Raw genomic sequence first — 22,995 nt, forward strand, 5'->3', positions numbered from 1 at the left:
GACCTGGGGCGGCAAGGAGCCGGTCGAGGTCGGCGGCGAGCCCCGGACGTTCCTGGAGGACGGCGACACCGTCACGATCTCCGCCACCGCGCCGGGTCCGGGCGGCGCGCGCCTCGGCCTCGGCGCGGTGACGGGCCGGGTCCTTCCCGCTCGTTGACCTCATGCGGCTCGCAATGACGGCGACTCGCCGCATCTCAGCGCGGGCCGGGTGGTCGCGGCCATGAGGGACGCGGCGGTGAGGGCGGCCGCGGCGGCGAGCAGTGCCGCCGCCGCGAAGCCGAGCGACGCCGACAGGGCGCCGAACGTGAACGGGGCGATCGTCGCGCCGGTGTAGACGCCGACCTGGACGGTGTGGCCCGCGTTCTCCGCGCGGTCCGGCAGGAGGCGGAGCGCCGCCGACAGGAGCAGGCCCGTCCAGCCCCATCCGGCGGAGAACGCCAGGACGGCCCCGGCGAGGAACGTGACCGGGGAGCCGACGGCGATGAGCGCCAGCCCGGCGGCGCCGCTCAGCATCATCACCGCGATGACCGTCCGGTCGCCGCGCGGCGCCCGGTCGGCGAGCGCGCCGGCGGCCAGCCGCACGGCGATCGCGATGACCGCGCTCATCGCGAGGAGGTCGCCGGTGAGGCCGTCCGGCACCCCGGAGTGCGCGCCGAGCTGCACGAAGTACGAGGCCACCGCGTTGTTCCCCGTCGCGGACAGGGCCGCCGCGACCGCCCACAGGACCAGCGTCCGCCGGACGGCGCGCGGCATCGGCGCGGACGCCGCCGCCGCGCGCCGGGGCCCGGCCGCGGGCGTGCGGGTCAGCGGGGCCAGCGCCACGGGGACGAGCGCCAGCAGCCCGGCGATCGCCATCGCGGCGCGCCAGCCGTACGGGTGCACGACGAGCGCGACGAGCAGGCCGGGGACGAGCGTGCCGGCGCCGAGCGCGGCGCCGATCGTCCCGGCGGCGAGGGAGCGGCGGCGGTCGGGGGCGCGGGCGGCGATGAGCCGGCCGGCGGCGGGCTGGACGAGCCCGTTGGCGAACCCGGCGGCGACCAGCACCGGGAAGAGGACGGCGACGTGCCCGGCGCGGGAGAGGGCCAGCATCGACAGCGACGCGACGGCCGCCGCCGCGGACAGGGCCACTGGGACGGGCAGCCGCGCGGCCAGCCGCTTCGCGGCGGGCGAGCCGAGCGCGCTCGCCGCGTAGAAGGCGCTCATCGCCAGCCCCAGCGTGGTCCGGTTCGTGTGCAGGGCGTGCTGCATCGACGGGGCGAGCGCGCCGACGGTGAACCCGGGCATCACCGCCGCGGTCGCGGCGGCCGCGGCGGCGACGATGGCGGGCCAGTGGCCCGTGCGGGCGGTGGCGGACGCGGTCACCGGTCCTCCGGGAGCCAGCCGGGGGTGCCGGGGACGACGCGCCCGAACTGGACGTCGCCGAAGTGGACGCCGAAGCCGATCGTGTCCGGGTCGGCGAGCTCGGCGATGAGGCTCCGGCGGACGTCGGCGGACAGTTCCGGGTCGTGGTCGACCACGGCGGAGATCTCCGGGTGGTCCACCTGGACGGGCGAGTGCAGCGCGTCGCCGAACGCGAGGAGCCGCCGCCCGCCCGAGGCGATCTCGTAGACGGTGTGCCCGGCGGTGTGGCCGGCCGTCGTCCGGACCCGCACGCCGGGGAAGATCTCCTCGCCGTCGGCGGTCGTCCGGACCCGCGCGGCGAAGCCGTCGAGGACGGCGGGGTCGGTGTCGGACAGCGCGCGGTGCTCCCACTCGGACGCGCTGACCAGCACCTCCGCGCCGGCGAGCGGTGACGGGCCGCCGGCGGCGGGCGCCAGCCAGCCGGTGTGGTCGACGTGCAGGTGGGTGATGGCGACGGCCTCGATCGCGGCGGGGGCGCGGCCGAGCCCGGCGAGGCTCGCGGGCAGCGCGCCGCCGCGCAGGGCGCCGATCGGCCGGTCCGGGGCGTCCGGCCAGGCGAGCGGGCCGACGCCGGCGTCGATCAGCAGGGCGCGGTCGCCGTGCTCGACCAGCAGGCCGCCGATGCTCGCGACGAGGTTGCCCGCCGCGTTGAGGTACTCGGGGCGTTCGGCCCAGAACGCGTCGGTGGTGCCGGGAAACCAGGCGCGGGGCTTCAGCTCGACGGCGCCGTCCGGGACGTAGGTGATCGCCAGGTCGCCGAGCCGGATCGTCCTGGCGCCCGCCTCGGCGGCGAACCGGTTCCGGGTGCCCGCGTCGGGCGTGCCGGGGGTGCTGGGCATGGGTGTCTCCCTTCGGGACGGCCGCGCCCTGCGGCCGCCGCACGACGGAAAACTTACAACTAGAACTATTCAAGCTGCAACCATTGCAGCTTGATGTAAGCTCGAGCCATGAGCACCGATCCGGAGTTCGCCGCCACCGCCGAGCGGGAGCTGTGCGGGCTGGTGACCGGGCTGTCCCGGCAGATCGAGGAGCACGTCCGCGAGCGCGCCACGACGCTCGGGCTCACCGGCCCGCAGGCCACCGCGCTGCGCGAGCTGACCGGGCCGATGACGATGCGCGACCTCGCCGAACGGATGAGCTGCGAGCCGTCCAACGCCACGTTCGTCGTCGACAAGCTGGAGAAGCGCGGCCTGGTCGAGCGCCGCCCCCACCCGCAGGACCGCCGCGCCAAGCAGCTCGTCCTGACCGCGGACGGCACCGAACTGCGCGCGCGCCTGCTCGAACTGCTCTCGAAGGACTCGCCCCTGGGCGGCCTCGGCGAGGACGAGCTCGGCGCCCTCCAGAACCTGCTGCTCCGCGCCCGGCAACCGCGCTGACCAGCGCCGGTCGGGTGCCTCAGGCGCCGTGGGCGCGGCGCCGGTGGTACGCGAACGTGACCGCCGCGAGCAGCGGCCCCCAGGCGACCAGCGGGACGTAGGAGACGACGACCAAGGCGCCCTGCCAGGTGTCGGCGTTGAGCGGCGAGTCGGCGGTGAGCCGGTCGCCCGCGATGTTGCGGCCGAACGCCAGCATCACGAACACCCACGTCCACAGGCACGTCAGGACGGCGGCGCCGATCGCGCCCGGGACGACCGCGGCGAGCGTCGGCACGCGCCGTCCGCGCAGGAACGGCACCCATTTCGGGAACACCTCGCCCCACGTCGACACGAGCCCGACGGCGGTGAACGCCAGCAGCTCGGAGAGGATCGACAGCAGCACCACGTACAGCTCGATCGGCAGCCAGGACGGCAGGTTGCCGCTCTCGTCGCCTCCCGTGTGCCGGACGATCGGCAGGTGCAGGGCGACGCCCGCGATCCGCCACAGGCTGGACGGCAGCACGACGAGCGGGACGGTCAGCGCGGCGGCCCGCGCCCAGCGCGGCACCCCGGGGACGGGCGCGTGCGCGGAGGCCCACGCGGCCCGCAGCCGCCCGGGGCGCACGGCGGCAACAGCGGAATCGGTCATGCTTCGAAGATCGCGCGCACGCCCCGGCCACACCTCCCCCACCGGCACGACCCGCCTCCCCCGCCGGAGTGAATCTCCAACGGCGCCGCTACACCTCGCCGCAGACAAGGGCGAGGCGCGGGTCGGGGGCCGGACGCGAAGCGCGGGTCAGAGGCGGGACGCCAGGTGCCGGACGAGGTCGGCGGCCGGGGTCTCGGCGGCGGCGCGGAAGGCGGTGCCGGCCCAGAGGTTGGGGATGTCCGGGTCGCCCTGCGCGGCGGCGGCCTTGCGCAGCGGCGACGTCACGTAGTGGACGTCCGGGTAGGCGGCGGGCGCGTCGGCGGAGTGCTCGGCGAGGAAGCGGTTGACCAGGCCGCGCGCGGGACGTCCACTGAACGCCCTGGTCATCGCGGTGGACGTGAAGCGCGGGTCGGCGAGCGCGGCCTTGTGCACGGCGCTCGCGCCGCTCTCCGGGCAGCGCAGGAACACCGTGCCGAGCTGGGCGGCGACGGCGCCGAGGGCGAGGACGCCGGCGACGTCGTCCGGCGTGCCGAGACCGCCGGCGGCGATGACGGGGAGGTCCGTGACCGCGAGGACGTCGCGGAGCAGGTCGTGGAGCGGGAGCGCGCCGTCGAAGGTGTTGGTGAACGAGCCGCGGTGCCCGCCCGCCTCGGTGCCCTGCGCGCACAGCGCGTCGGCGGCGGACGCCGGCCGGGCCTCCTCGGCGGTGGTCACGGTGACGACGACGGTGGTGCCGCGCTCCTGGAAGGCGCGGATGACGGCGGCGTCCGGGCAGCCGAACGTGAAGCTCACGACGGCGGGCGGGTCCGCCAGCAGGACGGCGATCTTGGCGTCGTAGGCGTCGTCGCGGGCCCCCGGGGTGCCGGGGTCGACGCCGAGCCGCCGCGCCTCGGGGGCGAGGGCGTCCCGGTAGGCGGCGACGGCGGCGGGGTCGACGTCGTCGTGCGACGGCATGAAGACGTTGACGCCGAACGGGCGGGACGTCAGCGCCCGCGTCCGGTCGATGTCGGCGCGCACGGCGTCCGCCGTCTTGTAGCCGGCGCCGAGGAAGCCGAGCCCGCCCGCGTCCGACACGGCCGCGGCGAGCTCCGGCGTGGACGGGCCGCCCGCCATCGGCGCCTGGACGATCGGCAGGTCGGGAAGCCAGGATGCCGTCATATCGGTTCCCTTTCCGGGGCGTCGCGGATCAACCACCGCCCGCGCGGCCGCCGGGGGCGGCCCTTCCCGGGCTCGCGGCATGCGCCACGATCGGAAAGATAGCCGCGGGACACCGGCCGCGACCGCCGGGTTCAGCGAACGTGAACCGACCGAGAGGGACCAGGATGCGGGTGCTGCTGCACTACGACATGGACCACACCGAGCCCGGCCTGGACATCGTCTCCTGCTCCGAGCAGGACGACGCCCGCTTCCACGCGCTGCTGCCGGACACCGAGGTGATCTGGCACGTGCTGCGGCCGCTGACCGCCGCCGACATGGACCGGGCGCCGAAGCTGCGGCTGGTCCAGAAGCTCGGCACCGGGGTGAACACCATCGACCTGGACGCCGCCGCCGAGCGCGGGATCGCCGTCGCGAACATGCCGGGCCGCAACGCGCAGGCCGTCGCGGAGACGAGCCTGCTGCTGGCGCTCGCGGCGCTGCGCAAGCTGGTCGCGTTCGACGCGCGGACGCGGCGCGGCGAGGGCTGGCCCGCCGACCGGTCGCTGGCCGGCGGTGAGCTGCGGGGCCGGACGGTCGGGCTGCTCGGCGGCGGCGAGATCGCGGGGCTGCTGCGCGGGATGCTGGAGGCGGTCGGCGCCCGCGTCCTGTACACCTCGCGGCGCCCGCGCCGCGACGACCCGGCCTGGCGGGAGCTGGACGACCTGCTGCGGGCGAGCGACGTCCTGTCGGTGCACATCCCGCTGACCGACGAGACGCACCACCTGCTGGACGCCGAGCGGCTCGCGCTGCTGCCGCCCGGCGCGGTCGTGGTGAACACGGCGCGCGGCGCGGTGATCGACGAATCGGCGCTGGTCGCGGCGCTGGAGTCCGGGCGGCTCGGCGGCGCCGGCCTGGACGTCTTCGAGCGCGAGCCGGTCGATCCGGGGAACCCGCTGCTCGCGCTCGACAACGTCGTCGTGATGCCGCACGTCGCGTGGCTCACCGGGGAGACGTGGGACCGGTACTTCGAGGTCGCGGCGGAGAACTGCCGCCGGCTCGCCTCCGGCCGCGACCTCCTCCACCGCGTGCGGTGACCCGCGACGGCCCGCGGCGGGTCGCGGCGGGTCGCGGCGGCTCGCGGCTCAGCCGGGCAGGAGGACGGGCTTGACGACCTTCCCGGACGCGGCGTCCGCCTCGGCCTCGTTGATCCGGTCGAGCGGGTAGGTCGCGATGAGGCGGTCGAAGGGGAACAGGTCCCTGCGCCACAGGTCGATCATCTTCGGGATGAAGGTGTGCGGGACGGCGTCGCCCTCGATGATGCCCTTGACCGTCCGGCCCATGAGCAGCAGGTTCGGGTCGAGCCGGTACTCCTCGGAGCCGACGCCGACGAGGCCGCAGACGCCGGTGGTGCGCAGCGACGCGACGGCGGTCGACACCACGGACGGGACGGCGGTCGTGTCGAACGAGTACTGCACGCCCTCGCCACCCGACAGCGCCCGGATCCGGCCCGCGATGTCGTCGTCCGCGCCGTCGACCGTGTGGGTGGCGCCGAGCTCGCGGGCCAGGTCGAGGCGCGCGCCGTTCAGGTCGACCGCGACGATCGTGGTGGCGCCCGCGACCTTCGCGGCCATCACGGCGGCGAGCCCGACCGCGCCCGCGCCGAACACCGCGATGCTGTCGCCGGCCCGGACGCCGAGGGAGATCAGCACGGACGCGGCGCCGGTCTGCACGCCGCAGCCGAGCGGCCCGAGCCGCTCGATCGGCACGTCCTTGGTCACCGGGACGACGTTCCGCACGGTGCCGAGGGCGTGCGACGCGAACGACGACTGCCCGAACCACCGGTTGCCGACCGCGTTCCCGTCGGCGTCCGTGGCGCGGGGCCGCCCGTCCAGCGGGACCGCGATCATGTTCAGCGCGGCCATCCGCGGGCAGGCGCCGGGCACCGCGTCGCGGCAGTTCGCGCAGGACCCGCACGAGTCGAACGACATGACCACGTGGTCGCCTTCGGTGACGCCGGTGACGTCCGGCCCCACCGCCTCGACCACGCCGGACCCCTCGTGCCCGAGGATCACCGGCTTCGCGACCAGGTCGCCCGGCACCCGCCCGAGCAGGTCGGTGTGGCACATCCCGACGCCCGCGATCCGGACGACGATCTCGCCGGGACCGGGGTCGGCGAGCTCGACGCGCTCGATCGTGTAGGGGGCGTCTGCGGCGCGCAGCACCGCGGCGTCGATCTGCACTGGGGCTCTCCTGTCAGGACGGCGGGTGTCGGGCGGCCGGTGCCGGGCGGCGGGCGGTCCCGGGCGGGCGGCGGGGAGGCGGGCGCGTCAGTCCAGCGAGTAGCGGACGGGCAGCCGCTTCAGCCCGCCGACGAACGTGGTCGCGATGCTCTCCGCCGGTCCCGCGAGCTCGATCGAGCGCAGCCGCGGCAGCAGCTCCTCGAAGAAGGCGCGGACCTCGATGCGGGCCAGCGCCGCGCCCAGGCAGTAGTGCACGCCGAACCCGAACGCCAGGTGCTTGTTCGGGTCGCGCCCGACGTCGAAGGAGAACGGGTCGTCGAACACGTCCTCGTCGCGGTTCGCCGACGGGTAGGACAGCAGCACCGCGTCGCCCTCCCGGATCGTCACGCCGCGCAGGTCGTAGTCGCGGGTCGCGGTCCGCATGAACTCCTTCACCGGGGTGACCCAGCGGATCATCTCGTCCACGGCGAGGGGCATCAGGCCCGGGTCGTCCGCGAGCCGCTTGCGCTGCTCGGGGTGCTCGATGAGGGCCTGGAGGCCGCCCGCGATCGTCGCGCTGGTCGTGTCGTGCCCGGCCGTCGCGATGATGACGTAGTAGGACGCGGTGTCGAAGTCGTTCAGCGGCTCCCCGTCGATCCGCGCGTTCGCGATGGCGGACGCCAGGTCGTCGGTCGGGTGCTTGCGGCGCTCCTCCGTCAGCCCCTGGAAGTAGGCGAAGAAGTCCAGCAGGACCTGCAGCTTCTCCTCGTTCGTCTGGCCGCGCTGCAGCTCGTCGTCGTCCCCGCCGAACAGCTCCTGCGTCAGCTTCAGCATCCGGTCGAAGTCGCTCTCCGGCAGGCCGAGCAGCGACAGGATGACGTACAGCGGGAAGTGCACCGCGACCTGCCGGGCGAAGTCGCACTCGCCGCCGAGCTCCACCATCCGGTCGACGTACCGCTTCGCCAGCTCCTTCACGCGCGGTTCGAGCGCCCGCATCGCGCGCGGCCGGAACCAGTCCGCGCCGATCGCCCGGATCACCCGGTGGTCGGGGTCGTCCATGTGGATCAGCGTGCGCAGCGCGATGCCCTGCTCCGCGCGCTCCCGGTTCAGCTCGTCGAACTCGGCGGTGCCGAGCAGCGGGCGCGGGGCGTTCAGGAAGATCTCGTGGTTCCGCTCGATCTCCAGCACGTCGGCGTGCTTCGTGATCGCCCAGAACGGGTTGTAGTCCGGTGCGTCCACCCACCGCACCGGCGACTCCCGCCGCAGCAGCGCGAGGGCCTCGTGCAGCCGGGCCTCGTCGGCGTACGCCTTCGGGTCGGCGAGCGCCCGGCCCGCCTCGTCCACGCTCAGGGTCATACCGCTCCTTCGGGTCGTCGGTGTCGAGCTTAGAACGGCGCGCCCCGGACCGTAAGTGCAGGGTTACTCCCGGGGCGGCGCCGGGTCAGGTGACCTGGAAGGCGTCGATCGCCGAACCGTGGCGGATCGCGAACACGTCTCCGGCGGTCTCGACGGAGCGGTAGGGGTTCCCGCCCTCGTCCGCGGGGAGCGGATACTCCCAGCGCCGCTTCCCCGTGCCCGCCTCCCAGCCGTGCACGGCAGGGTGCTCCCTGTCGAGGTCCACGGCGAGCAGCAGGTCCTCGCAGATCGCGAGGCGCCCGAGCGTCCCGCCCGCCTCCACCTGCCAGCGCGGCGCGCCGGTGCGCGCGTCGAGCGCGGTGAGGCGGGGCAGCGTGACGAAGACGTCGCCGCCCCGGACGGCGGCACGCCCGTCCGTCCCGGTGGCGAACGCCCAGCGCCGGCGCCCGGTCGCGGCGTCCAGCGAGTACAGGTAGCCCCCTGACACGTAGACGGCGTCCCCGGCCGCGATCACCGGCCGGCCGCCGGCGGCCGTGTCGGTCGGGGCCTGCCAGCGCTCGGTGCCGTCCGCGACCGCGTGGGCGTGCACGGTCCCGGACCGCTCGGTCCGGAACACCAGGCCCCCGGCGGGCGGGACGGTGATCATCTCGTCCATCGCGCTCTGCCCCTGGTACGACCAGAGGACCTTCCGGGACGCCGCGTCGACCGCGATCAGGGCGCGGGCGGCGCCGGAGGACCTGCAGAAGACCACCGGTCCCTGCGCTCCCCACACGAGGCCCGGTCCGAGGTCGCCGGGCAGCTCGATCGTCGCCCAGACGGCGCCGGTGGCCGGGTCGAGGGCGCGCATCGGAGCGCCGTCGTCGAGCGACCCCAGCGCGGCGTACAGGGCACTGCCGGACGCCGCGACGGGCGGCCGGGCCCACTCCCCGCCGGGCTGGTCGGCGAACAGCAGCCCGCCCTTGCGCCACCGCCGCCGTCCCGTGCTCAGGTCGAGCGCGACGAGGTCCGCGGAGAACGCGCCGGTGGCGTAGAGCACCAGGCCGTCCGCGATCGCCAGGCCGTCCGGGTTCTCGGCCCGCGCACTCCAGAGCGGGCGCGGGGTGACCTTCGGCTCGGCCGACGGCCGGGGCCGGGGCGCCGAGCCGCCGCGGGACGCGAAGGCGATCACGCCGCCCGCCGCCGCCGCGACCCCGGCGGCCGCCAGCCCCGCCAGCAGCCACCGGCGGCCGACCCCTCCGCCACCGGACGTGCCGTCCCCGGCGTTGGCGGCGTCCGCGAGCCACTCCGCCACCTCGGCCGCGACCGGGTCCGGCAACCAGTGCCGCGCCGGAGCCGGGGCGGCGCCGGGTTCGGGGAGGAACAACGCGGGCAGCCGGCCGACGGGCGGCCGCCGCTCCGGATCCCGTTGCAGGCAGGCGGCCAGGACGTCGCGGAGGGGTCCCGGCAGCCCGGCCAGGTCGGGGTCCTCGTGGCCGACCCGGTAGAGCAGCACCTCCAGGCGGGCGTCGCCGAACGGCGGGCGGCCGGTCGCGGCGAAGGCGAGGGTCGCGCCGAGCGAGAACACGTCGGACGCCGGGCCCGCCTCGTCCGCGGCGGCCTGCTCGGGCGACAGGTACCCGGCCGAGCCGACGACCGCCCCGGCGGCCGTCAGCGCCGCGTCGTCCACCGCCCGGCTGACGCCGAAGTCGATCAGCCGCGGCCCGTCGGCCGCCAGCAGGACGTTCGACGGCTTGAGGTCGCGGTGCACGAGCCCCGCCGCGTGCACGGCGGCCAGCGCCTCGGCGAGCCCGGCCCCGAGCGCGCGGACCGTGCCCTCCGGCAGCGGGCCGTGCCGCAGCACCGCGTCCCGCAGCGACGGCCCGGGCACGTACGCGGTGGCGAGCCACGGCGGCGATCCGTCCGGGTCGGCGTCGACGACGGGCGCGGTGAAGGCCCCCGCCACCCGCCGCGCGGCGTCGATCTCCCGCCGGAACCGCGCGCGGAACGCCGGGTCGTCGGCGTACTCGGCGTGGACGGCCTTCACCGCGAGCAGCCGCCCGGCGCGGGAGCGCGCGAGGTAGACCCTCCCCATCCCGCCCTGCCCCAGCCGCCCGACGATGCGGTGCGGCCCGAGCGTCTCCGGGTCCTCGGGGCGCAGCGGCTCCGTCATCTCCACTCCGGTCCTCTCCGCACTCCGGTCCTCTCCGCGTCGGCCGTCATCCTCGGAACACCAGCAGCCGCCTGCCGTCGAAGGCGTACACGCGGGCGCCGTCGGTCCGCACGTCCCACTCGGTCACGGCGTCGTTGGGGACGCGGTACGTCCAGCGGACGCGGCCGCCGCCCGGGTCCAGCGACGCCAGCCCGGCGCCGGCCCCGGCCCGGGCCTGCGCGTCATCGGGGGCGAGCGGCACGGCGACCAGCGCCGGGGACCACGGCGGCGTCGCGGCGGCCGGGGCGGCGGGCAGCCGGGTGCGCCACCGGACGCTCCCCGTGCGCGCGTCCAGGCCGATCGCGGTGGGGCCGTCGGCGACGCACACCAGGTTCCCGGCGGCCGCGAGGACGGTCGGCAGGAGCCGGCCCAACCCTCCGGCGGTCCACAGCCGCGCTCCGGTGCCGCTCGCGAACGCCGTGAGCGTGCCGGCCCCCGGGACCAGCACGGCCGACTCGGACACCTGGAGGGACGGCGGGTCCTCGGCCAGCGGCGTCCGCCACATCCGCCGCCCCGTCGCCGCGTCGACCGCCAGCACGGCGCCCTTCCCGGCCGCCAGCAGGCGGCCCGCCGCCAGCACGGGCATGAGCCGGGACGCCACCTCCAGCCGCCACCGCGTCCGCCCGCCCGGCACCTCGAACGCCCGGACGGACGCCGGGCCCTCGCCCGTGGGATACCGGCGGCCGATCATGAGCGTGCCCGCGACCCCGGCCACGTCGTCGTCGGGACGCAGGGGAAGGCGGTCACCGGCGACCCGCCACCGGCGCTCGCCGGTGGCGGCGTCGAACGCGAACAGCTCGCCGTCGCGCGCCCGGCCGTACACCGTGTCGCCGGAGACCTCGACGTGGTCGAATCCAGCGTCCACGCGGACCGCCCATCGCCGGGCGCCTGTGGCGGCGTCCAGGCACGTGAGCCCGGACGTCTCGCCGAGCAGGACCGTGCCGCCGCGCACGACGGTCGGCGGGTTCGGCACCAGGTCGTCCAGCGCCGGGGTGTAGGTCCAGAGCGGGCGCGGTCCCTGGGGCGCGCCGACGGTCGCGGAGCGCGGGCCGTGCGGCCGGTCGGAGTCGCGGTCGTGCAGCAGCCATCCGGTGACGCCCGCCGCCGCGGTGGCCCCCGCGGCGGCACCGGCCACGACCAGGAAGCGGCGGCGGCCGGGAGGTTCGGTCAGAATGCGCGTCGGCGACGGCTCGCGCACCGTCGGCGCGTCGTCTTCGGCCGCCCCCGGGTGCGTCGGGATCCCGTCCGGGACGGGCGGAGCGAGGGGCGGCGCGGCGAGCAGGGCGGACGCCTCGCCCGCGCGCGCGGCGATCTCCGCGCGGACCGGCGCGGGCCACCACTCCCCCGGATCGGCCCCGCCGAGCCGCTCGACCAGCTCCTCCGGGGACGGGCGCCGGCCGGGATCCTTGTCCAGGCACGCGGCCACCACGGGCCGCAGGCCGTCCGGCACGCCGTCCAGGCGCGGGTCCGCCCCGACGACGCGGGCGAGCACGGCCGGGACCGCCCCGGTGCCGAACGGCGGCGTGCCGGTCACGGCGTGCACCAGCACGCCGCCCAGCGCGAACACGTCGGCGGCGGGCCCCGCGCGGCGTCCCGAGGCGACCTGCTCGGGCGCCATGAACGCCGGAGACCCGACCAGCGCGCCGCTGCGGGTGACCGCCGTGCCGTCCAGCGCCCGGCTGATCCCGAAGTCGATGACCCGGGGGCCGTCGGCGGCGAGCAGCACGTTCGCGGGCTTGAGGTCGCGGTGGACGAGCCCCGCCGCGTGCACCGCCGCCAGCGCCTCGGCGAGCGCGGCGCCGAGGACGCGCACGACCGGCTCTTCCAGCGGGCCGTGCGCCCGCACCGCGTCGCTCAGCGGGGGCCCGGCGACGAACGCGGTGGCCAGCCACGGCGGATCCGCCGAGGGGTCGGCGTCCAGGACGGGCGAGGTGAAGGCGCCGCCGACCGCGCGAGCCGCCGCCACCTCGCGCTGGAACCGCGCCAGGAACGCCGGGTCGCCGGACAGCTCGGGACGCACCACCTTGACGGCCGCGGCCCGCGCCCCCGGGGACCGCCCCAGGTAGACGCGGCCCATCCCGCCGCTGCCGAGCACCGCCAGCAACCGGTACGGTCCCACCCGTGCGGGGTCGTGCGCGCCCAGGCTCTTCAACCGGCTGTCCACCGGCCGACATGATAGAGCGATCCGGGCATTCCGCGGCGGCCTTCGCGCCCGCCTCCCGCCCGTCCCGCGGCGGGCGCGGCGGGCGGGCGCGGCGGTGCGAGCGCCGTCAGCCCAGGTCGCCGAAATCCCCGTGGCGGCCGTGGCCCGCGGTGAACCTCCCGGCGCCGTCGAGCGCGTCCCGCAGGGAGCCGAGGCCGTGCCGGTACTCGACGGCGAGCGCCTCGTCCTCCGGCAGGCCCTCCGCGTCCAGGACGGACATGCGGTCGTTGCGCAGGCACGCCTGCGGGAAGCGGGCGAGGTCCGCCGCCAGATCCTCCGCCGCCTCCCGGGACGTCCCCGGCGGGACGAGCCGGTTCGCGAGGCCGATGTCGAACGCCTCCCGCGCGCCGACCGGACGGCCCGTGAGGATCAGGTCCATGGCGCGGCTCGTCCCGATCAGCCGCGGCAGCCGGACCGTCCCGCCGTCCACCAGCGGGACGCCCCAGCGGCGGCAGTACACGCCGAACGTCGCGTCCTCCTCGACGACCCGCAGGTCGCACCAGAGCGCCAGCTCCATGCCGCCCGCGACCGCGTGCCCCGCGACGGCCGCGACCACCGGCTTCGACAGCCGCATCCGCGTGCAGCCGAGCGGGCCGTCGGCGGGCGGCGCGTCCACGCGCGGGCTCCGCTCCGTGCCGATCGACTTCAGGTCGGCGCCCGCGCAGAACGTCCCGCCCTCGCCCCACAGGACGGCGACGCTCGCGTCCGGGTCGGCGTCGAACGCCCGGAACGCCGCCGCGAGCCCGTCCGCCACCGCCCCGTCCACGGCGTTGCGCGCCTCCGGACGGGACATGATCACGGTCGTCACGGGCCCGCGGCGCTCGCTCCTGACGCGCATGTCACTCCTCCGCGCGGACGAACGCGCCGTCCGCCAGGTCCTTGAAGCGTTCGAGGTCCTCCGCCGGCGCGTCGATCGCCCGCAGCGGGCCCGCGTCGGCGAGGTGCCTCCGAGCGTAGAGGCGCGCGACGAGGGCCTTGCGGTCGGTGCCCGAGTCGGCGCGCTCCCAGCCGGCCTGCTCCAGCAGCAGCGCCGCCGCGTACACGTCGGCCATGTACTGGGCGAGCGGGTACAGGCGCGCCTCCGCCGTCGCCCGGTCGAGGCCGCGCCACTTCCCGATCGCCTCGCGGAGGTGCCCGATCCGCGCGGTCACCAGCTCGGCGGTCGCGTCGTCGCCGCCGGGGGCGCTCGCGACGGCCTCGGTGAGCCGGTCGAGGAACGGCTCGTGCGCGTCGTCGCGTTCGATGGCGCGGCGGACGTCCAGGCAGAGAATGTTGTCGCCGCCCTCCCAGATCGGGTTGACCTGCGCGTCCCGCAGGATGCGGGCGACCGGCCACTGCTCGATGTACCCGTTGCCGCCGTGGATCTCGATCGCGTCGCTCGCCGCGGTCACGCCGAGCCGCGCCGCGCGCAGCTTCACCAGCGCCGCCCCGACCCGCAGCCTCGGTCGCCCGAGGTACCCGTCGAACACCAGCGCCTGGACGGCCTCGGTCTCGACGATCATCTCGGCGAGCTTGCGGCGCATCAGCGGCTGCTCGTCCAGCGACGCCCCGAACGCCTCGCGCGCCCGCGTGTAGCAGAGCGACTCCACCAGCGACCGGCGCGCGCAACCGAGCCCCATCATCGCGATGCCGAGCCGGGCGCCGTTCGTCAGCTCCATCATCCGCGCGAGGCCCTTGCCGTCCCCGCCCTCGCCCGCGCTCGACGCCGGAGCCAGCAGGAACGCCTCCGCGTCCGTGAACTCGATCTCCGCCGACGCCACCGACCGGGTGCCGAGCTTGTCCTTCAGCCGGCGGATCCGCACCCCGTTGCGCGTCCCGTCCCGCCGCTCCCGCAGCACCAGGAACGGCGCGATGCCGCGCACCCCGTCCACCGCGCCCTCGGGCTTGGCGAGGACGACGAACGCCGACCCGTTGGCGTTCGACGCGAACCACTTGAACCCGTTGAGACGCCACGCGTCGCCGTCCCGCGTCGCCGTCGACTCCAGCGCGCCGAGGTCGGAGCCGCCCGACCGCTCGGTGAGCATCTGCGCCGCCTCGCCGGAGAACGCGCCCGCCGCGAACAGCTCCCGGACGCGCTCCTTCACCTCGTCCGGCGCGAACAGCTCGGTGAGCCCGACGACCATGTCCCCGCCGGTGCCGAGCGCGCACGCCATGCCGATGTCGGCCTGGTCGAGCAGGTAGCTCCAGGCGACGCCGAGCGGCGCCGGGTCCACGCCGTTCGCCTTCGCCTCCGCGACGAAGGCGGGCCGGGTGAACGACGTCGCCACCAGCTCCCGCCGGGCCGCCTCGAACGACCCCGGCATGACGACCTCGCTGACGTCGCGCCCCCACCGGTCGTACTTCTCCAGCCGCGGCGGATTCCGGTCGGTCTCCTCCGCCCACGCGTTGACCGGGCCGCCCATGAGCGCGCCCAGCTCGCGGAGCCGGGGCTCGGCCCAGCCGAAGCCGTCGCCGAGGTGGCGCCGCATCAGGAACCGCAGCGTCGGGTCGCAGTCGTACCAGTTGAGGCCCGCCGCCCCCTGGTAGCGCTCCGTCGCGTACCGGCGGGCCTTGTCCGCGCCGCCGAAGGGGAGCCGGTCGAACGGCTCGATCAGGTAAGAGGCCATGCCCCGGACATTACGCTTCCATTTCACGTGATGTAAGGCTGTAATCTCACCGGCGGCCGCACCCGGACCGCCCGCTCCGCCGGGCCCGCACCGGCTAAAGTCCGCAGCAGCCATGGACACGCTGAACATCCGCCCGCTCACGGCACGCTCCGTCGTGCTGAGCACCCTGCTGGGCGTCCACCCGCCCCGCCTCGCCGCCCGCCACCTCGTCCGCGTCGGCGACCTGTTCGGCATCGCCGAGGGCACCGTCCGCGTCGCGCTCTCCCGCATGGTCACCTCCGGCGACCTCGTCCAGACCGACGGCCGGTACGCCCTCACCGACCGGCTCCTGGAGCGCCAGGCCCGCCAGGACGAGAGCCGCCGCCCCCGCACCCGCCCCTGGGACGGCGCCTGGGAGATCGCCGTCATCACCGCCGAGCGCCGCCCCGCCGCCGACCGCGCCGCGCTCCGGCAGGCCATGTCCGCGCTCCGCCTCGCCGAACTGCGCGAGGGCACCTGGCTGCGCCCCGCCAACCTCGACCGGCCCCGCCCCGGCACCGTCGTCCGCCAGTGCACCTTCCTCGAAGGCCGCCCCGAGCAGGACCCCGCCGCCCTCGCCCGGACCCTCTGGGACCTCGACGGCTGGGCCGCCACCGCCGAGGCGCTCCGCGCCGCCCTCGCCGGCGCCGACGGCATCGCCGAGCGCTTCACCCTCGCGGCCGCCGCCCTCCGCCACCTGCTCCGCGACCCGATCCTGCCGCCCGAACTCCTCCCGCCCGGCTGGCCCGGCGACGCCCTCCGCGGCGGCTACGAGACCTTCGAGACCGACTTCGCCCGGCTCCTCACCAGCGAACTCCAACCCTGACCGCCGCGCCCGCCACCCTCGCGCCCGCCGCCCTCGCGCCCGCCGCCCTCGCGGAGCCCGCTCACGGCGCCGCGAGCACCCGGAACCCCGCGTCGACCGGGATGCGCGCGCCCGCCACCGCGGGCAGCGCCCCGTCCGCCACCGCGGCGATCACCGCCGCCACGTCGTCCGGCTCCACCATCCGCTCCAGCACGGACCGCCCGGCCAGCGCCGCCTCGATCTCCGGCGTCCGCGCGGCCGACGACCCCTCGGTGCGCACCGCCGCAGGCGCGACCACGTTGACCGCCACCGGGCTCGCCTCCGCCGCCACATGCCGCGCGAACGCGTCCAGCGCCGCCTTCGCCGTCGTGTGCGCGCCGGTCATCGGCCGCGTGAGGTCGGCGCTGAGGCTCGACACGTAGACGATCCGCCCGTGCTCCGGCATGTCCGGCAGGACGGCCTGGGTCACGTGGTACGCGGCGGCCAGCTCGCCCTCCACCTTCCCGATGAACGCCTCCCACGGCAGCGACCGCACCGGCCCGAACGACGGATCGATGTTCGCGTTGCACACCAGGGCGGTGACCGGCCCGCACGCGGCCACGAGCGCCGCCACCTCGGCCGGGTCCCGGACGTCGGCGCGGATCGCCGTCCCGCCCGCCTCCGCGGCGACGGCCTCCGCCGACGCCCGGTCGCGGTGGTAGTTGACGACCACGCGGTATCCGCGGCGGCCGAGTTCCCTTGCGGTGGCGGCGCCGATGCCACGGCCCCCACCGGTCACGAGCGCGACTGGTTCCATGCCGCCCACGCTAGGAGAGGGGCTAACCTTTCGAAAGTACGTACCGAAAGGTAAGCCCATGCGCCGAGAGTAGGTGCCCTGATGGACGACGTCTTCCGGCGCGACTGCCCCGCAAGGGTGGTCCTCGACCACGTGACCCGCCGCTGGGGCATCCTCGTCCTCACCGCACTGGACTCCTCCGACCTGCGCTTCTACGAGCTCCGCGACCGCATCGAGGGCGTCAGCGAGAAGATGCTGTCGCAGACCCTCCGCACCCTCGTCCGCGACGGCCTCGTCCTGCGCACCGTGGAGCCGACCGTCCCGCCCTCGGTCACCTACGCCCTCACCCCGCTGGGCCGCGGCATCACCGTCCCCCTCCGCGGCCTGACCGGCTGGATCCGCGAGCACGCCGCCGAGATCATCACCGCCCAGCACACCTACGACGCCGCCACCGACCCGGCCGCCGGCGGGTTTGCGGCGCGGGGCTGGGGCACATGATCTGCCGTGGCGACGGTGCCTGGGAGGTGGCTGCATGCCTTCGGTCCTGGACGGGATGGTCCGGCGGAAGCCGATCGAGCAGATCGAGGACGAGTCGGGGGGCGCGGGCCTGACCCGGACGCTCGGGTTGTGGCAGCTGACCGCGATCGGGGTCGGCGGCATCATCGGCGCGGGGATCTTCTCGCTGGCCGGGGCCGTGGCGAACGAGAAGGCCGGGCCGGCGGTGCTGATCTCGTTCCTCGTCGCCGGGGTGGCGAGCGCGGCGGCGGCGTTCTCGTACGCCGAGTTCGCGGGGCTGATCCCCAAGGCGGGGTCGGCGTACACCTACGGGTACGCGGTGCTCGGCGAGTTCACCGGCTGGGCGATCGGGTGGGACCTGCTGCTGGAGTACACCGCGATCGTGGCGGTGGTCGCGATCGGGATATCCGGGTACTTCGACGACCTGCTCGGGTTCATGCACGTCCATCTGCCGCTGTGGATGAGCGGCGCGCCGGGGACCGAGCCGAAGGACGTGGCGGGCGGCAGCTACAAGGTCAACCTGTTCGCGGCACTGCTGTGCCTGCTGATCGCGTGGGTGCTGAACCTCGGGATGCGCAGCGCGGCGCGGTTCGAGACGGTGCTGGTGTACCTGAAGGTCGCGATCGTCCTGCTGGTGATCGTGGTCGGCGTCTTCAAGATCCGGAGCGGGAACTACTCGCCGTTCTTCCCGTTCGGCCTGTCCGGCGCGTTCACCGGGGCCGCGACGGTCTTCTTCGCCGTCTTCGGCTACGACGCGATGAGCACCGCGGCGGAGGAGTCGCGGGAGGCCCGCAAGCACATGCCGAAGGCGATCATCTACTCGCTGGCGATCTCGATGGTGCTGTACGTGCTGGCGTGCCTGGTGCTGACCGGGATGGTCGACTACCGGGAGATCAACCCGAACGCCGCGTTCTCCTCGGCGTTCAAGTCGGTCGGGCTGGACACCGTCGGGATCGTCATCGCGGTCGGCGCGATCCTGGGCGTGCTGACGGTGCTGTTCACGTTCATGATGGGCGCGACGCGGGTGTGGTTCTCGATGAGCCGGGACGGGCTGCTGCCCGGCTGGTTCGCGAGGACGCACCCGGCGCGGCACGTCCCGACGCGGATCACCTGGATCCTGGGGCTCGGGTCGGCGCTGATCGCGGGGTTCCTGCCGATCGCGGAGGCGGCGGAGCTCACCAACATCGGGATCCTGCTGGCGTTCATCGTGGTGTGCGTCGCGGTGATCGTGCTGCGCTACCGGCGCCCCGACCTGCCGCGCGAGTTCCGGACGCCGGGGATGCCGGTGGTGCCCGCCGTCGGGGTCGTCTTCTCGGTCTGGCTGATCACGTTCCTGCAGTGGCAGACCTGGGTGCGGTTCGTGGTGTGGTTCCTGATCGGCTGCGCCGTCTACTTCGCCTACAGCCGGCGCCATTCCCTGCTGAACCGGCGCTGACCAGCCCCGGACGCGCGGCCCCGGACGCCGTCACGCCACGACGAGCTTGGCCATCTCCGTGCGCATCGGCTCGGCGATCGGCACGGGACGGCGGGTCTCCCGGTCGACGAAGACGTGCACGAAGTGGCCCTCGGCGATGAGCGCGTCGTCGGACGCCCGGTACATGCCGATCTCCCAGCGGACGCTGGACGTGCCGAGCTTGCCGACGCGGAGGCCGAGACGGATCGTGTCCGGGAACGACACCTCGGCCTTGTACTGGCAGTGCGACTCCACGCAGAGCGCGATCGACGGCGCGTCCAGCGGCGCGAACCCCGCCTTGCCGATCATCCACTCGTTGATGGCGGTGTCCATCAGCGAGTAGTGCACGGCGTTGTTGACGTGGCCGTAGACGTCGTTGTCCTTCCAGCGCGTCGGCACGCTGACCTGGTGCGGGTAGTCGCTCATCACGCGCGCCAGTCTAGGTATCCCCTGGTGGCACGCGGCACGGCGCCCTCCGGGCCGCAGGGAAAGGGTTCTGAGCACGATCCCGGCCTGGAGGGCGCCGTGGTCTCGGGACGCGGCGCGGCGGCCGTCTACGCGGTGCCGGCCTTGTCGAAGCGGGCCTTGTCGAAGCGGGCCTTGACGTCCGTCCAGTTCACCAGCGACCAGAGCTTCTCGACGTAGTCCGGCCGCACGTTGCGGTACTGCAGGTAGTACGCGTGCTCCCAGGCGTCGAACACCAGCAGCGGCGTGGTGTTCATGCCCACGTTCCCGTGGTGGTCGTAGACCTGCTCGACCACGAGCCGCTCACCGAGCGGCTCCCACGCGAGCACGCCCCACCCGGCCCCCTGGACGGTGGACGTCGCGGTCGTCAGCTGCTTGCGGAACGCGTCGAACGTCCCGAAGTGCTCGTCGATCGCGGCGGCCAGCTCGCCGTCCGGGCGGTCCCCGCCGTCCGGCGACAGGTTGTCCCAGAAGATCGAGTGCAGGACGTGCCCGGACAGGTTGAACGCGAACGTCTTCTCCAGCCCCACCAGCCCGCCGAACTGCTCCTTGCCGCGCGCCTCGGCGAGCCTCTCCAGCGTGTCGTTGGCGCCCTTGACGTAGGCGGCGTGGTGCTTGGAGTGGTGCAGCTCCAGGATCTCCCCGGTGATCGCCGGCTCCAGCGCGGCGTAGTCGTACGGCAGGTCGGGCAGCGTGTAGTCGGCCATGCCGCCACTATTGCAAATTATTCGCACCTACGTCCAGCTTGCAACAAGCGCGCCCGATGTCCGAGGCCCCCGGCAGAATCGGCGCGACGGCTCGTCCTGCCACTCCGACGGAGGCCCCATGCCGCACCCGAGGCTGCCCGCGCCCGCGCCCGGCGAGGTGCTGCTCGTCTGCACCTCCTACGAGGACGGCAAGGCCCGCTGGGGCGGCGCCCTCACCGCCCTGGGCGGACGGCGCGAGGGCGACACGGTCACGCTGGACGGCGGCGTACGGCTCCGCCTCGCCGAGCACCCCGGCTGGGACTACCTGCACGGCGGGGACTTCCCCGCGCTGGCCGCGGCGGACGGCCCGGCGCCGCAGGTGATCGTGCACGCCGACATCCCCGTCGTGTTCGGCGGTGACGATCCGCTGGTGGTCGACATGCGCGACGTCCCCGGACGCGGTGTCCGGGTCGCCGCGAACGACCTCGGCCGCGTCCTGGCGGACCTGGCGTCCGGCGCCCTGCGCTTCGACGAGCTCGTCCAGGGCATGGACCGGTGCGGCAGGTACCGGGGCGACGGCGGCGCCCCGGAGACCCCCACCCCGACCGCGGTCGTCCGCACCTCGTTCCCGCGGCTGCCCGCCGGCGGCGGGACGATCCTCGTCCGCACCGATTTCCTCGATGACGCGGGCTGGCGCGCGCTGCTCGGCGCCCTCCCCGATCCGGAGCCGGACGGGGAGCCCGAGGACGGCGAGTACGGCGACCACGTCGACCTGGACCCCGTGGTCGTCGACGACCCCGCCTACGCGGACCTGCAGCCGGGCCAGGTCCCGGCTCTCGTGCCGCCCGGCCGGAGCCCGGACGGCCACACCACGATGGTGGCGCTCGCGGACGCGGAGGCCCTCGCGGATCCGGCCCGCCCGCTGCTCGTCGTCGACCTCTACGACACCCCCGGCCAGGTGGCCCGCGTCCCCCTCGACGAGGCCGGGAGCATGGCCGCCAACCTGGAGATCGCGAACATGGACTTCGCCGACTTCGTCTAGCGCCCGCTCAGAGTTCGCGGGCGTCCCCCGGGGCGAGGAGCGTCATCTCCAGGCCGGTCAGGTTGTTCAGCATTCCGGCGACCGAGTTCTGGCCCAGCTCGCTGAGCATCAGCTCGTGGATCTGGAGCAGCCTGCTGGGCCGGACGTTCCGGACGAAGTCGACGGCCTCGGCGAGCTTCGTCCACGGCCCGCTGGTGGGCAGCAGCAGCGCCTCCACCGGGACGTCCGGCACGTGGTAGGCGTCGCCCGGGTGGTACAGCCGGCCGTCGATCAGGTAGCCGGTGTTGGCCACGATCGGGATGTCCGGGTGGATCACCGCGTGCCGCTCGCCGTGGACGGTGACGGCGAAGTCCCCGATGGAGAGCGCGTCGCCGGACGCGACGGCCCGCACCCGCCCGCCGTGCTCGCCGAGCTTGTCCCGCACCGAGGCGGGACCGTAGACGTGCAGGTCGGGACGCTTGTCGAGGGCGGCGCCGAGGAGCGCGTCGTCGAAGTGGTCGAAGTGCTCGTGGGTGATCAGGACGGCGTCCGCGGCGGCGACGGCGGCCTCCGCGTCCGGGGTGAACTTCCCCGGGTCGAGGACGATCGTCGTGCCCTCCTTCTCGAGGACGACGCAGGCGTGGGCGTGCTTGGTGAGCTGCATCGGGCGGCCTTCCTTCCTGTCCGTTCCGCCATATCTACAGCTCAAACTGTACACCTTTGCTGTATATACTGGCGGGACGCCGCACCCCGGAGGCCGCCATGACGGACCACGACCAGCTCGCCGAGCGGCTGCGCACGTCCATCGGCGGGCTCGTCCGCACCGCCCGGTCCCAGGCCGACGCGCTCGCGCCGCCGGTCGCGCAGACGCTCGGGCTGCTCGACCGCGAGGGCGAGGCGAGCATCGCCTCGCTCGCGCAGCGGCGCCGCGTCCGGCACCAGAGCCAGAGCCGCACGGTGAAGGACCTCGAGAGCCTCGGCTACGCCGTCCGCCGTCCCGACCCCCGCGACGGCCGGGGCCGCGTCATCGCGATCACCCCCGAGGGCCGCGCCGCCCTCGACCGCGACCGCCGCGCCCGCCGCGACTGGCTCGCCGCCGCGATCGCCACCGCCCTCACCCCGGACGAGCAGGACCGCCTCGCCGAGCTCCCCGCCCTCCTCGACCGCCTGACCGCGTCCGCCGGCCCGCACTGATCCGGCACGGGGTCAGTCGCGCGCTCCCCCGGGAACGGCCGCCGGGTCGTGGAGCAGGTCCAGGACGCGCCGCAGGTCGGGGCGCCTGGCGGTGCCCGCCCGGCTGACGGTGAAGATGGTCCGGGAGACGGGCTGGACCAGCGGGTGGAGGCTGAGGGCCGCGGTGGTCTCCGGCAACGCCATGCGAGGGATCAGGGCGGCGCCCGCTCCCGCCGCGACCAGGGCGGCCAGCACGGAGAAGTCGCTGCCGCGGGCGCGGATGTCCGGGACGAAGCCCGCGATGCCGCAGGCGCGCTGGATCATCTCGTGGCAGGAGGTCTCCGGCCCGGGCGTCAGCCACGGCATATCGGACAGCCGGGAGAGATCCGCGGGTTGCCCGGGGGCCAGGTGCAGATCCTCGGCCTGCCGGGGATGCAGGGCCAGCAGCACCGGCTCCTCCATCAGGACGGCCTGCTCGCATGCGGCGGGGAAGTCGCGCGGCAGCACGGTGTAGCTGTGCACCACGGCGAGGTCGGTGGAGCGCTTGCGCAGCTGGTCGAGGGCTTCGTCGGGTTCCACGACGGAGAGCCGCAGCGAAGGGGCGGGCGAGGCGTCCGTCTCGGCCAGGCGCCGCCACAGGGGCGCGACGAGGGCGCGGGCGGCGGAGGGGAACGCGGCGATCCGCACGATGCCGCGCCGTCCGGTCTGCAGGGCGGCCAGGCCGGACTCGGCCGCCGCGAGCTCCGCCAGGATGATCTCGGCATGGGCCACCAGCAGCTCTCCGGCCGCGGTCAGCCGCAGCGTGCGGCCGACCTTCTCCACCACCGGCGTGCCCGCCTCCTTCCGCAGGGCGGCGAGGTGCTGGGAAACGGCCGGCGGCGTCAGATGCAGGGCCTCGGCGGTGGCCGCGACGGTGCCGTAGGCGGCCAGGTGCTGGAGGATCCGCAGACGGCGTACGTCGAGCACGGA

Annotated in this window: 22 protein-coding genes and 1 pseudogene; 8 read left to right on the forward strand and 15 right to left on the reverse strand. The window is 75.3% G+C overall.

The features are described from left to right. Positions 1 to 157, forward strand: a pseudogene (locus ABT299_RS12065) (fumarylacetoacetase); the annotation flags it as partial. A gap of 2 nt (positions 158 to 159) precedes the next feature. Here ABT299_RS12065 and ABT299_RS12070 read toward each other — a convergent pair. Both ABT299_RS12070 and ABT299_RS12075 read right to left on the reverse strand, forming a co-directional pair. After that, positions 160 to 1,362: an MFS transporter gene (locus tag ABT299_RS12070; RefSeq protein WP_500250712.1), complete on the reverse strand. Its 1,203-nt coding sequence runs from the start codon at positions 1,360 to 1,362 to the stop codon at positions 160 to 162. Further along, positions 1,359 to 2,240, reverse strand: coding sequence for an MBL fold metallo-hydrolase (locus ABT299_RS12075; RefSeq protein ID WP_500250713.1), 882 nt, complete (start codon positions 2,238 to 2,240; stop codon positions 1,359 to 1,361). Before ABT299_RS12075 ends, ABT299_RS12070 begins: the two co-directional genes overlap by 4 nt. Before the next feature lie 108 nt (positions 2,241 to 2,348). On the opposite strand from ABT299_RS12075, the gene ABT299_RS12080 reads away from it, so the two are divergent. Then, positions 2,349 to 2,777, forward strand: coding sequence for a MarR family winged helix-turn-helix transcriptional regulator (locus tag ABT299_RS12080; protein WP_500250714.1), 429 nt, complete (start codon positions 2,349 to 2,351; stop codon positions 2,775 to 2,777). 19 nt (positions 2,778 to 2,796) lie between these two features. Here the strand turns inward: ABT299_RS12080 and ABT299_RS12085 are convergent, their stop codons facing one another. Beyond that, a complete protein-coding gene (locus tag ABT299_RS12085) occupies positions 2,797 to 3,405 on the reverse strand; it encodes a hypothetical protein (RefSeq protein ID WP_500250715.1) in 609 nt (202 codons plus the stop codon). Positions 3,406 to 3,552: 147 nt separating this feature from the next. Continuing rightward, complete coding sequence (locus ABT299_RS12090; RefSeq protein ID WP_500250716.1) at positions 3,553 to 4,563, reverse strand: nitronate monooxygenase; 1,011 nt, start codon at positions 4,561 to 4,563, stop codon at positions 3,553 to 3,555. 140 nt (positions 4,564 to 4,703) lie between these two features. Between ABT299_RS12090 and ABT299_RS12095 the strand changes: the two genes are divergently transcribed. Beyond that, positions 4,704 to 5,636: a 2-hydroxyacid dehydrogenase gene (locus ABT299_RS12095; RefSeq protein ID WP_347256955.1), complete on the forward strand. Its 933-nt coding sequence runs from the start codon at positions 4,704 to 4,706 to the stop codon at positions 5,634 to 5,636. Between the two features lie 48 nt (positions 5,637 to 5,684). Here the strand turns inward: ABT299_RS12095 and ABT299_RS12100 are convergent, their stop codons facing one another. The 6 genes from ABT299_RS12100 to ABT299_RS12125 all read right to left on the reverse strand — a co-directional run bounded on the left by ABT299_RS12100 (position 5,685) and on the right by ABT299_RS12125 (position 15,114). After that, a complete protein-coding gene (locus tag ABT299_RS12100) occupies positions 5,685 to 6,782 on the reverse strand; it encodes an NAD(P)-dependent alcohol dehydrogenase (RefSeq protein ID WP_500250717.1) in 1,098 nt (365 codons plus the stop codon). Between the two features lie 87 nt (positions 6,783 to 6,869). Next, positions 6,870 to 8,117 (reverse strand): cytochrome P450, encoded by a 1,248-nt coding sequence (locus ABT299_RS12105; protein ID WP_500250718.1) that lies wholly within the window; start codon positions 8,115 to 8,117, stop codon positions 6,870 to 6,872. A gap of 85 nt (positions 8,118 to 8,202) precedes the next feature. Then, positions 8,203 to 10,266, reverse strand: a complete 2,064-nt coding sequence (locus tag ABT299_RS12110; RefSeq protein ID WP_500250719.1) for a protein kinase domain-containing protein — start codon at positions 10,264 to 10,266, stop codon at positions 8,203 to 8,205. A 46-nt stretch (positions 10,267 to 10,312) separates the two neighbouring features. Continuing rightward, a complete protein-coding gene (locus tag ABT299_RS12115) occupies positions 10,313 to 12,469 on the reverse strand; it encodes an outer membrane protein assembly factor BamB family protein (protein ID WP_500250720.1) in 2,157 nt (718 codons plus the stop codon). 106 nt (positions 12,470 to 12,575) lie between these two features. Beyond that, positions 12,576 to 13,346, reverse strand: coding sequence for a crotonase/enoyl-CoA hydratase family protein (locus ABT299_RS12120; protein WP_500250721.1), 771 nt, complete (start codon positions 13,344 to 13,346; stop codon positions 12,576 to 12,578). Position 13,347: 1 nt separating this feature from the next. Then, positions 13,348 to 15,114 (reverse strand): acyl-CoA dehydrogenase family protein, encoded by a 1,767-nt coding sequence (locus tag ABT299_RS12125; protein ID WP_500250722.1) that lies wholly within the window; start codon positions 15,112 to 15,114, stop codon positions 13,348 to 13,350. 112 nt (positions 15,115 to 15,226) lie between these two features. On the opposite strand from ABT299_RS12125, the gene ABT299_RS12130 reads away from it, so the two are divergent. Further along, positions 15,227 to 15,958 (forward strand): PaaX family transcriptional regulator C-terminal domain-containing protein, encoded by a 732-nt coding sequence (locus tag ABT299_RS12130; protein WP_190863433.1) that lies wholly within the window; start codon positions 15,227 to 15,229, stop codon positions 15,956 to 15,958. A gap of 61 nt (positions 15,959 to 16,019) precedes the next feature. Here ABT299_RS12130 and ABT299_RS12135 read toward each other — a convergent pair whose 3' ends face one another. Continuing rightward, positions 16,020 to 16,733 carry an SDR family oxidoreductase gene (locus ABT299_RS12135; protein ID WP_500250723.1) on the reverse strand — a complete coding sequence of 238 codons (714 nt, stop codon included), beginning with the start codon at positions 16,731 to 16,733 and terminating at the stop codon, positions 16,020 to 16,022. An 81-nt stretch (positions 16,734 to 16,814) separates the two neighbouring features. Between ABT299_RS12135 and ABT299_RS12140 the strand changes: the two genes are divergently transcribed. Together ABT299_RS12140 and ABT299_RS12145 are read left to right on the forward strand one after the other, a co-directional pair. Beyond that, positions 16,815 to 17,210 (forward strand): winged helix-turn-helix transcriptional regulator, encoded by a 396-nt coding sequence (locus tag ABT299_RS12140; RefSeq protein ID WP_500250724.1) that lies wholly within the window; start codon positions 16,815 to 16,817, stop codon positions 17,208 to 17,210. A gap of 34 nt (positions 17,211 to 17,244) precedes the next feature. Then, positions 17,245 to 18,663 carry an amino acid permease gene (locus tag ABT299_RS12145; RefSeq protein ID WP_387027929.1) on the forward strand — a complete coding sequence of 473 codons (1,419 nt, stop codon included), beginning with the start codon at positions 17,245 to 17,247 and terminating at the stop codon, positions 18,661 to 18,663. Between the two features lie 30 nt (positions 18,664 to 18,693). Here ABT299_RS12145 and ABT299_RS12150 read toward each other — a convergent pair whose 3' ends face one another. Together ABT299_RS12150 and ABT299_RS12155 are read right to left on the reverse strand one after the other, a co-directional pair. Beyond that, positions 18,694 to 19,107, reverse strand: coding sequence for an acyl-CoA thioesterase (locus ABT299_RS12150; protein WP_190863522.1), 414 nt, complete (start codon positions 19,105 to 19,107; stop codon positions 18,694 to 18,696). 128 nt (positions 19,108 to 19,235) lie between these two features. After that, positions 19,236 to 19,853, reverse strand: coding sequence for a superoxide dismutase (locus tag ABT299_RS12155; protein ID WP_500250725.1), 618 nt, complete (start codon positions 19,851 to 19,853; stop codon positions 19,236 to 19,238). Between the two features lie 118 nt (positions 19,854 to 19,971). Between ABT299_RS12155 and ABT299_RS12160 the strand changes: the two genes are divergently transcribed. Further along, the gene (locus tag ABT299_RS12160) at positions 19,972 to 20,874 is read left to right on the forward strand and encodes a DUF6924 domain-containing protein (protein ID WP_500250726.1); all 903 of its coding nucleotides are present in this window, start codon (positions 19,972 to 19,974) and stop codon (positions 20,872 to 20,874) included. Between the two features lie 7 nt (positions 20,875 to 20,881). On the opposite strand, the gene ABT299_RS12165 is transcribed toward ABT299_RS12160, so the two are convergent. After that, positions 20,882 to 21,517 (reverse strand): MBL fold metallo-hydrolase, encoded by a 636-nt coding sequence (locus ABT299_RS12165; RefSeq protein WP_190863422.1) that lies wholly within the window; start codon positions 21,515 to 21,517, stop codon positions 20,882 to 20,884. A gap of 98 nt (positions 21,518 to 21,615) precedes the next feature. Here ABT299_RS12165 and ABT299_RS12170 point away from each other — a divergent pair, with 98 nt between their 5' ends. Continuing rightward, the gene (locus tag ABT299_RS12170) at positions 21,616 to 22,047 is read left to right on the forward strand and encodes a MarR family winged helix-turn-helix transcriptional regulator (protein WP_500192454.1); all 432 of its coding nucleotides are present in this window, start codon (positions 21,616 to 21,618) and stop codon (positions 22,045 to 22,047) included. A gap of 12 nt (positions 22,048 to 22,059) precedes the next feature. Here the strand turns inward: ABT299_RS12170 and ABT299_RS12175 are convergent, their stop codons facing one another. Further along, positions 22,060 to 22,992: a LysR family transcriptional regulator gene (locus tag ABT299_RS12175; protein ID WP_500250727.1), complete on the reverse strand. Its 933-nt coding sequence runs from the start codon at positions 22,990 to 22,992 to the stop codon at positions 22,060 to 22,062. Positions 22,993 to 22,995 lie beyond the last annotated feature (3 nt).

This window comes from Spirillospora sp. NPDC000708 (assembly GCF_040299565.1).
GTDB lineage: Bacteria > Actinomycetota > Actinomycetes > Streptosporangiales > Streptosporangiaceae > Spirillospora.

Excerpts from the sequence above, each read along its gene's own strand:
- ABT299_RS12075 (WP_500250713.1), bottom strand. The coding sequence starts at position 2,240 with ATGCCCAGCACCCCCGGCACGCCCGACGCGGGCACCCGGAACCGGTTC.
- ABT299_RS12080 (WP_500250714.1), top strand. The coding sequence starts at position 2,349 with ATGAGCACCGATCCGGAGTTCGCCGCCACCGCCGAGCGGGAGCTGTGC.
- ABT299_RS12085 (WP_500250715.1), bottom strand. The coding sequence starts at position 3,405 with ATGACCGATTCCGCTGTTGCCGCCGTGCGCCCCGGGCGGCTGCGGGCC.
- ABT299_RS12090 (WP_500250716.1), bottom strand. The coding sequence starts at position 4,563 with ATGACGGCATCCTGGCTTCCCGACCTGCCGATCGTCCAGGCGCCGATG.
- ABT299_RS12105 (WP_500250718.1), bottom strand. The coding sequence starts at position 8,117 with ATGACCCTGAGCGTGGACGAGGCGGGCCGGGCGCTCGCCGACCCGAAG.
- ABT299_RS12110 (WP_500250719.1), bottom strand. The coding sequence starts at position 10,266 with ATGACGGAGCCGCTGCGCCCCGAGGACCCGGAGACGCTCGGGCCGCAC.
- ABT299_RS12120 (WP_500250721.1), bottom strand. The coding sequence starts at position 13,346 with ATGCGCGTCAGGAGCGAGCGCCGCGGGCCCGTGACGACCGTGATCATG.
- ABT299_RS12125 (WP_500250722.1), bottom strand. The coding sequence starts at position 15,114 with ATGGCCTCTTACCTGATCGAGCCGTTCGACCGGCTCCCCTTCGGCGGC.
- ABT299_RS12130 (WP_190863433.1), top strand. The coding sequence starts at position 15,227 with ATGGACACGCTGAACATCCGCCCGCTCACGGCACGCTCCGTCGTGCTG.
- ABT299_RS12135 (WP_500250723.1), bottom strand. The coding sequence starts at position 16,733 with ATGGAACCAGTCGCGCTCGTGACCGGTGGGGGCCGTGGCATCGGCGCC.
- ABT299_RS12140 (WP_500250724.1), top strand. The coding sequence starts at position 16,815 with ATGGACGACGTCTTCCGGCGCGACTGCCCCGCAAGGGTGGTCCTCGAC.
- ABT299_RS12145 (WP_387027929.1), top strand. The coding sequence starts at position 17,245 with ATGCCTTCGGTCCTGGACGGGATGGTCCGGCGGAAGCCGATCGAGCAG.
- ABT299_RS12150 (WP_190863522.1), bottom strand. The coding sequence starts at position 19,107 with ATGAGCGACTACCCGCACCAGGTCAGCGTGCCGACGCGCTGGAAGGAC.
- ABT299_RS12155 (WP_500250725.1), bottom strand. The coding sequence starts at position 19,853 with ATGGCCGACTACACGCTGCCCGACCTGCCGTACGACTACGCCGCGCTG.
- ABT299_RS12160 (WP_500250726.1), top strand. The coding sequence starts at position 19,972 with ATGCCGCACCCGAGGCTGCCCGCGCCCGCGCCCGGCGAGGTGCTGCTC.
- ABT299_RS12165 (WP_190863422.1), bottom strand. The coding sequence starts at position 21,517 with ATGCAGCTCACCAAGCACGCCCACGCCTGCGTCGTCCTCGAGAAGGAG.
- ABT299_RS12170 (WP_500192454.1), top strand. The coding sequence starts at position 21,616 with ATGACGGACCACGACCAGCTCGCCGAGCGGCTGCGCACGTCCATCGGC.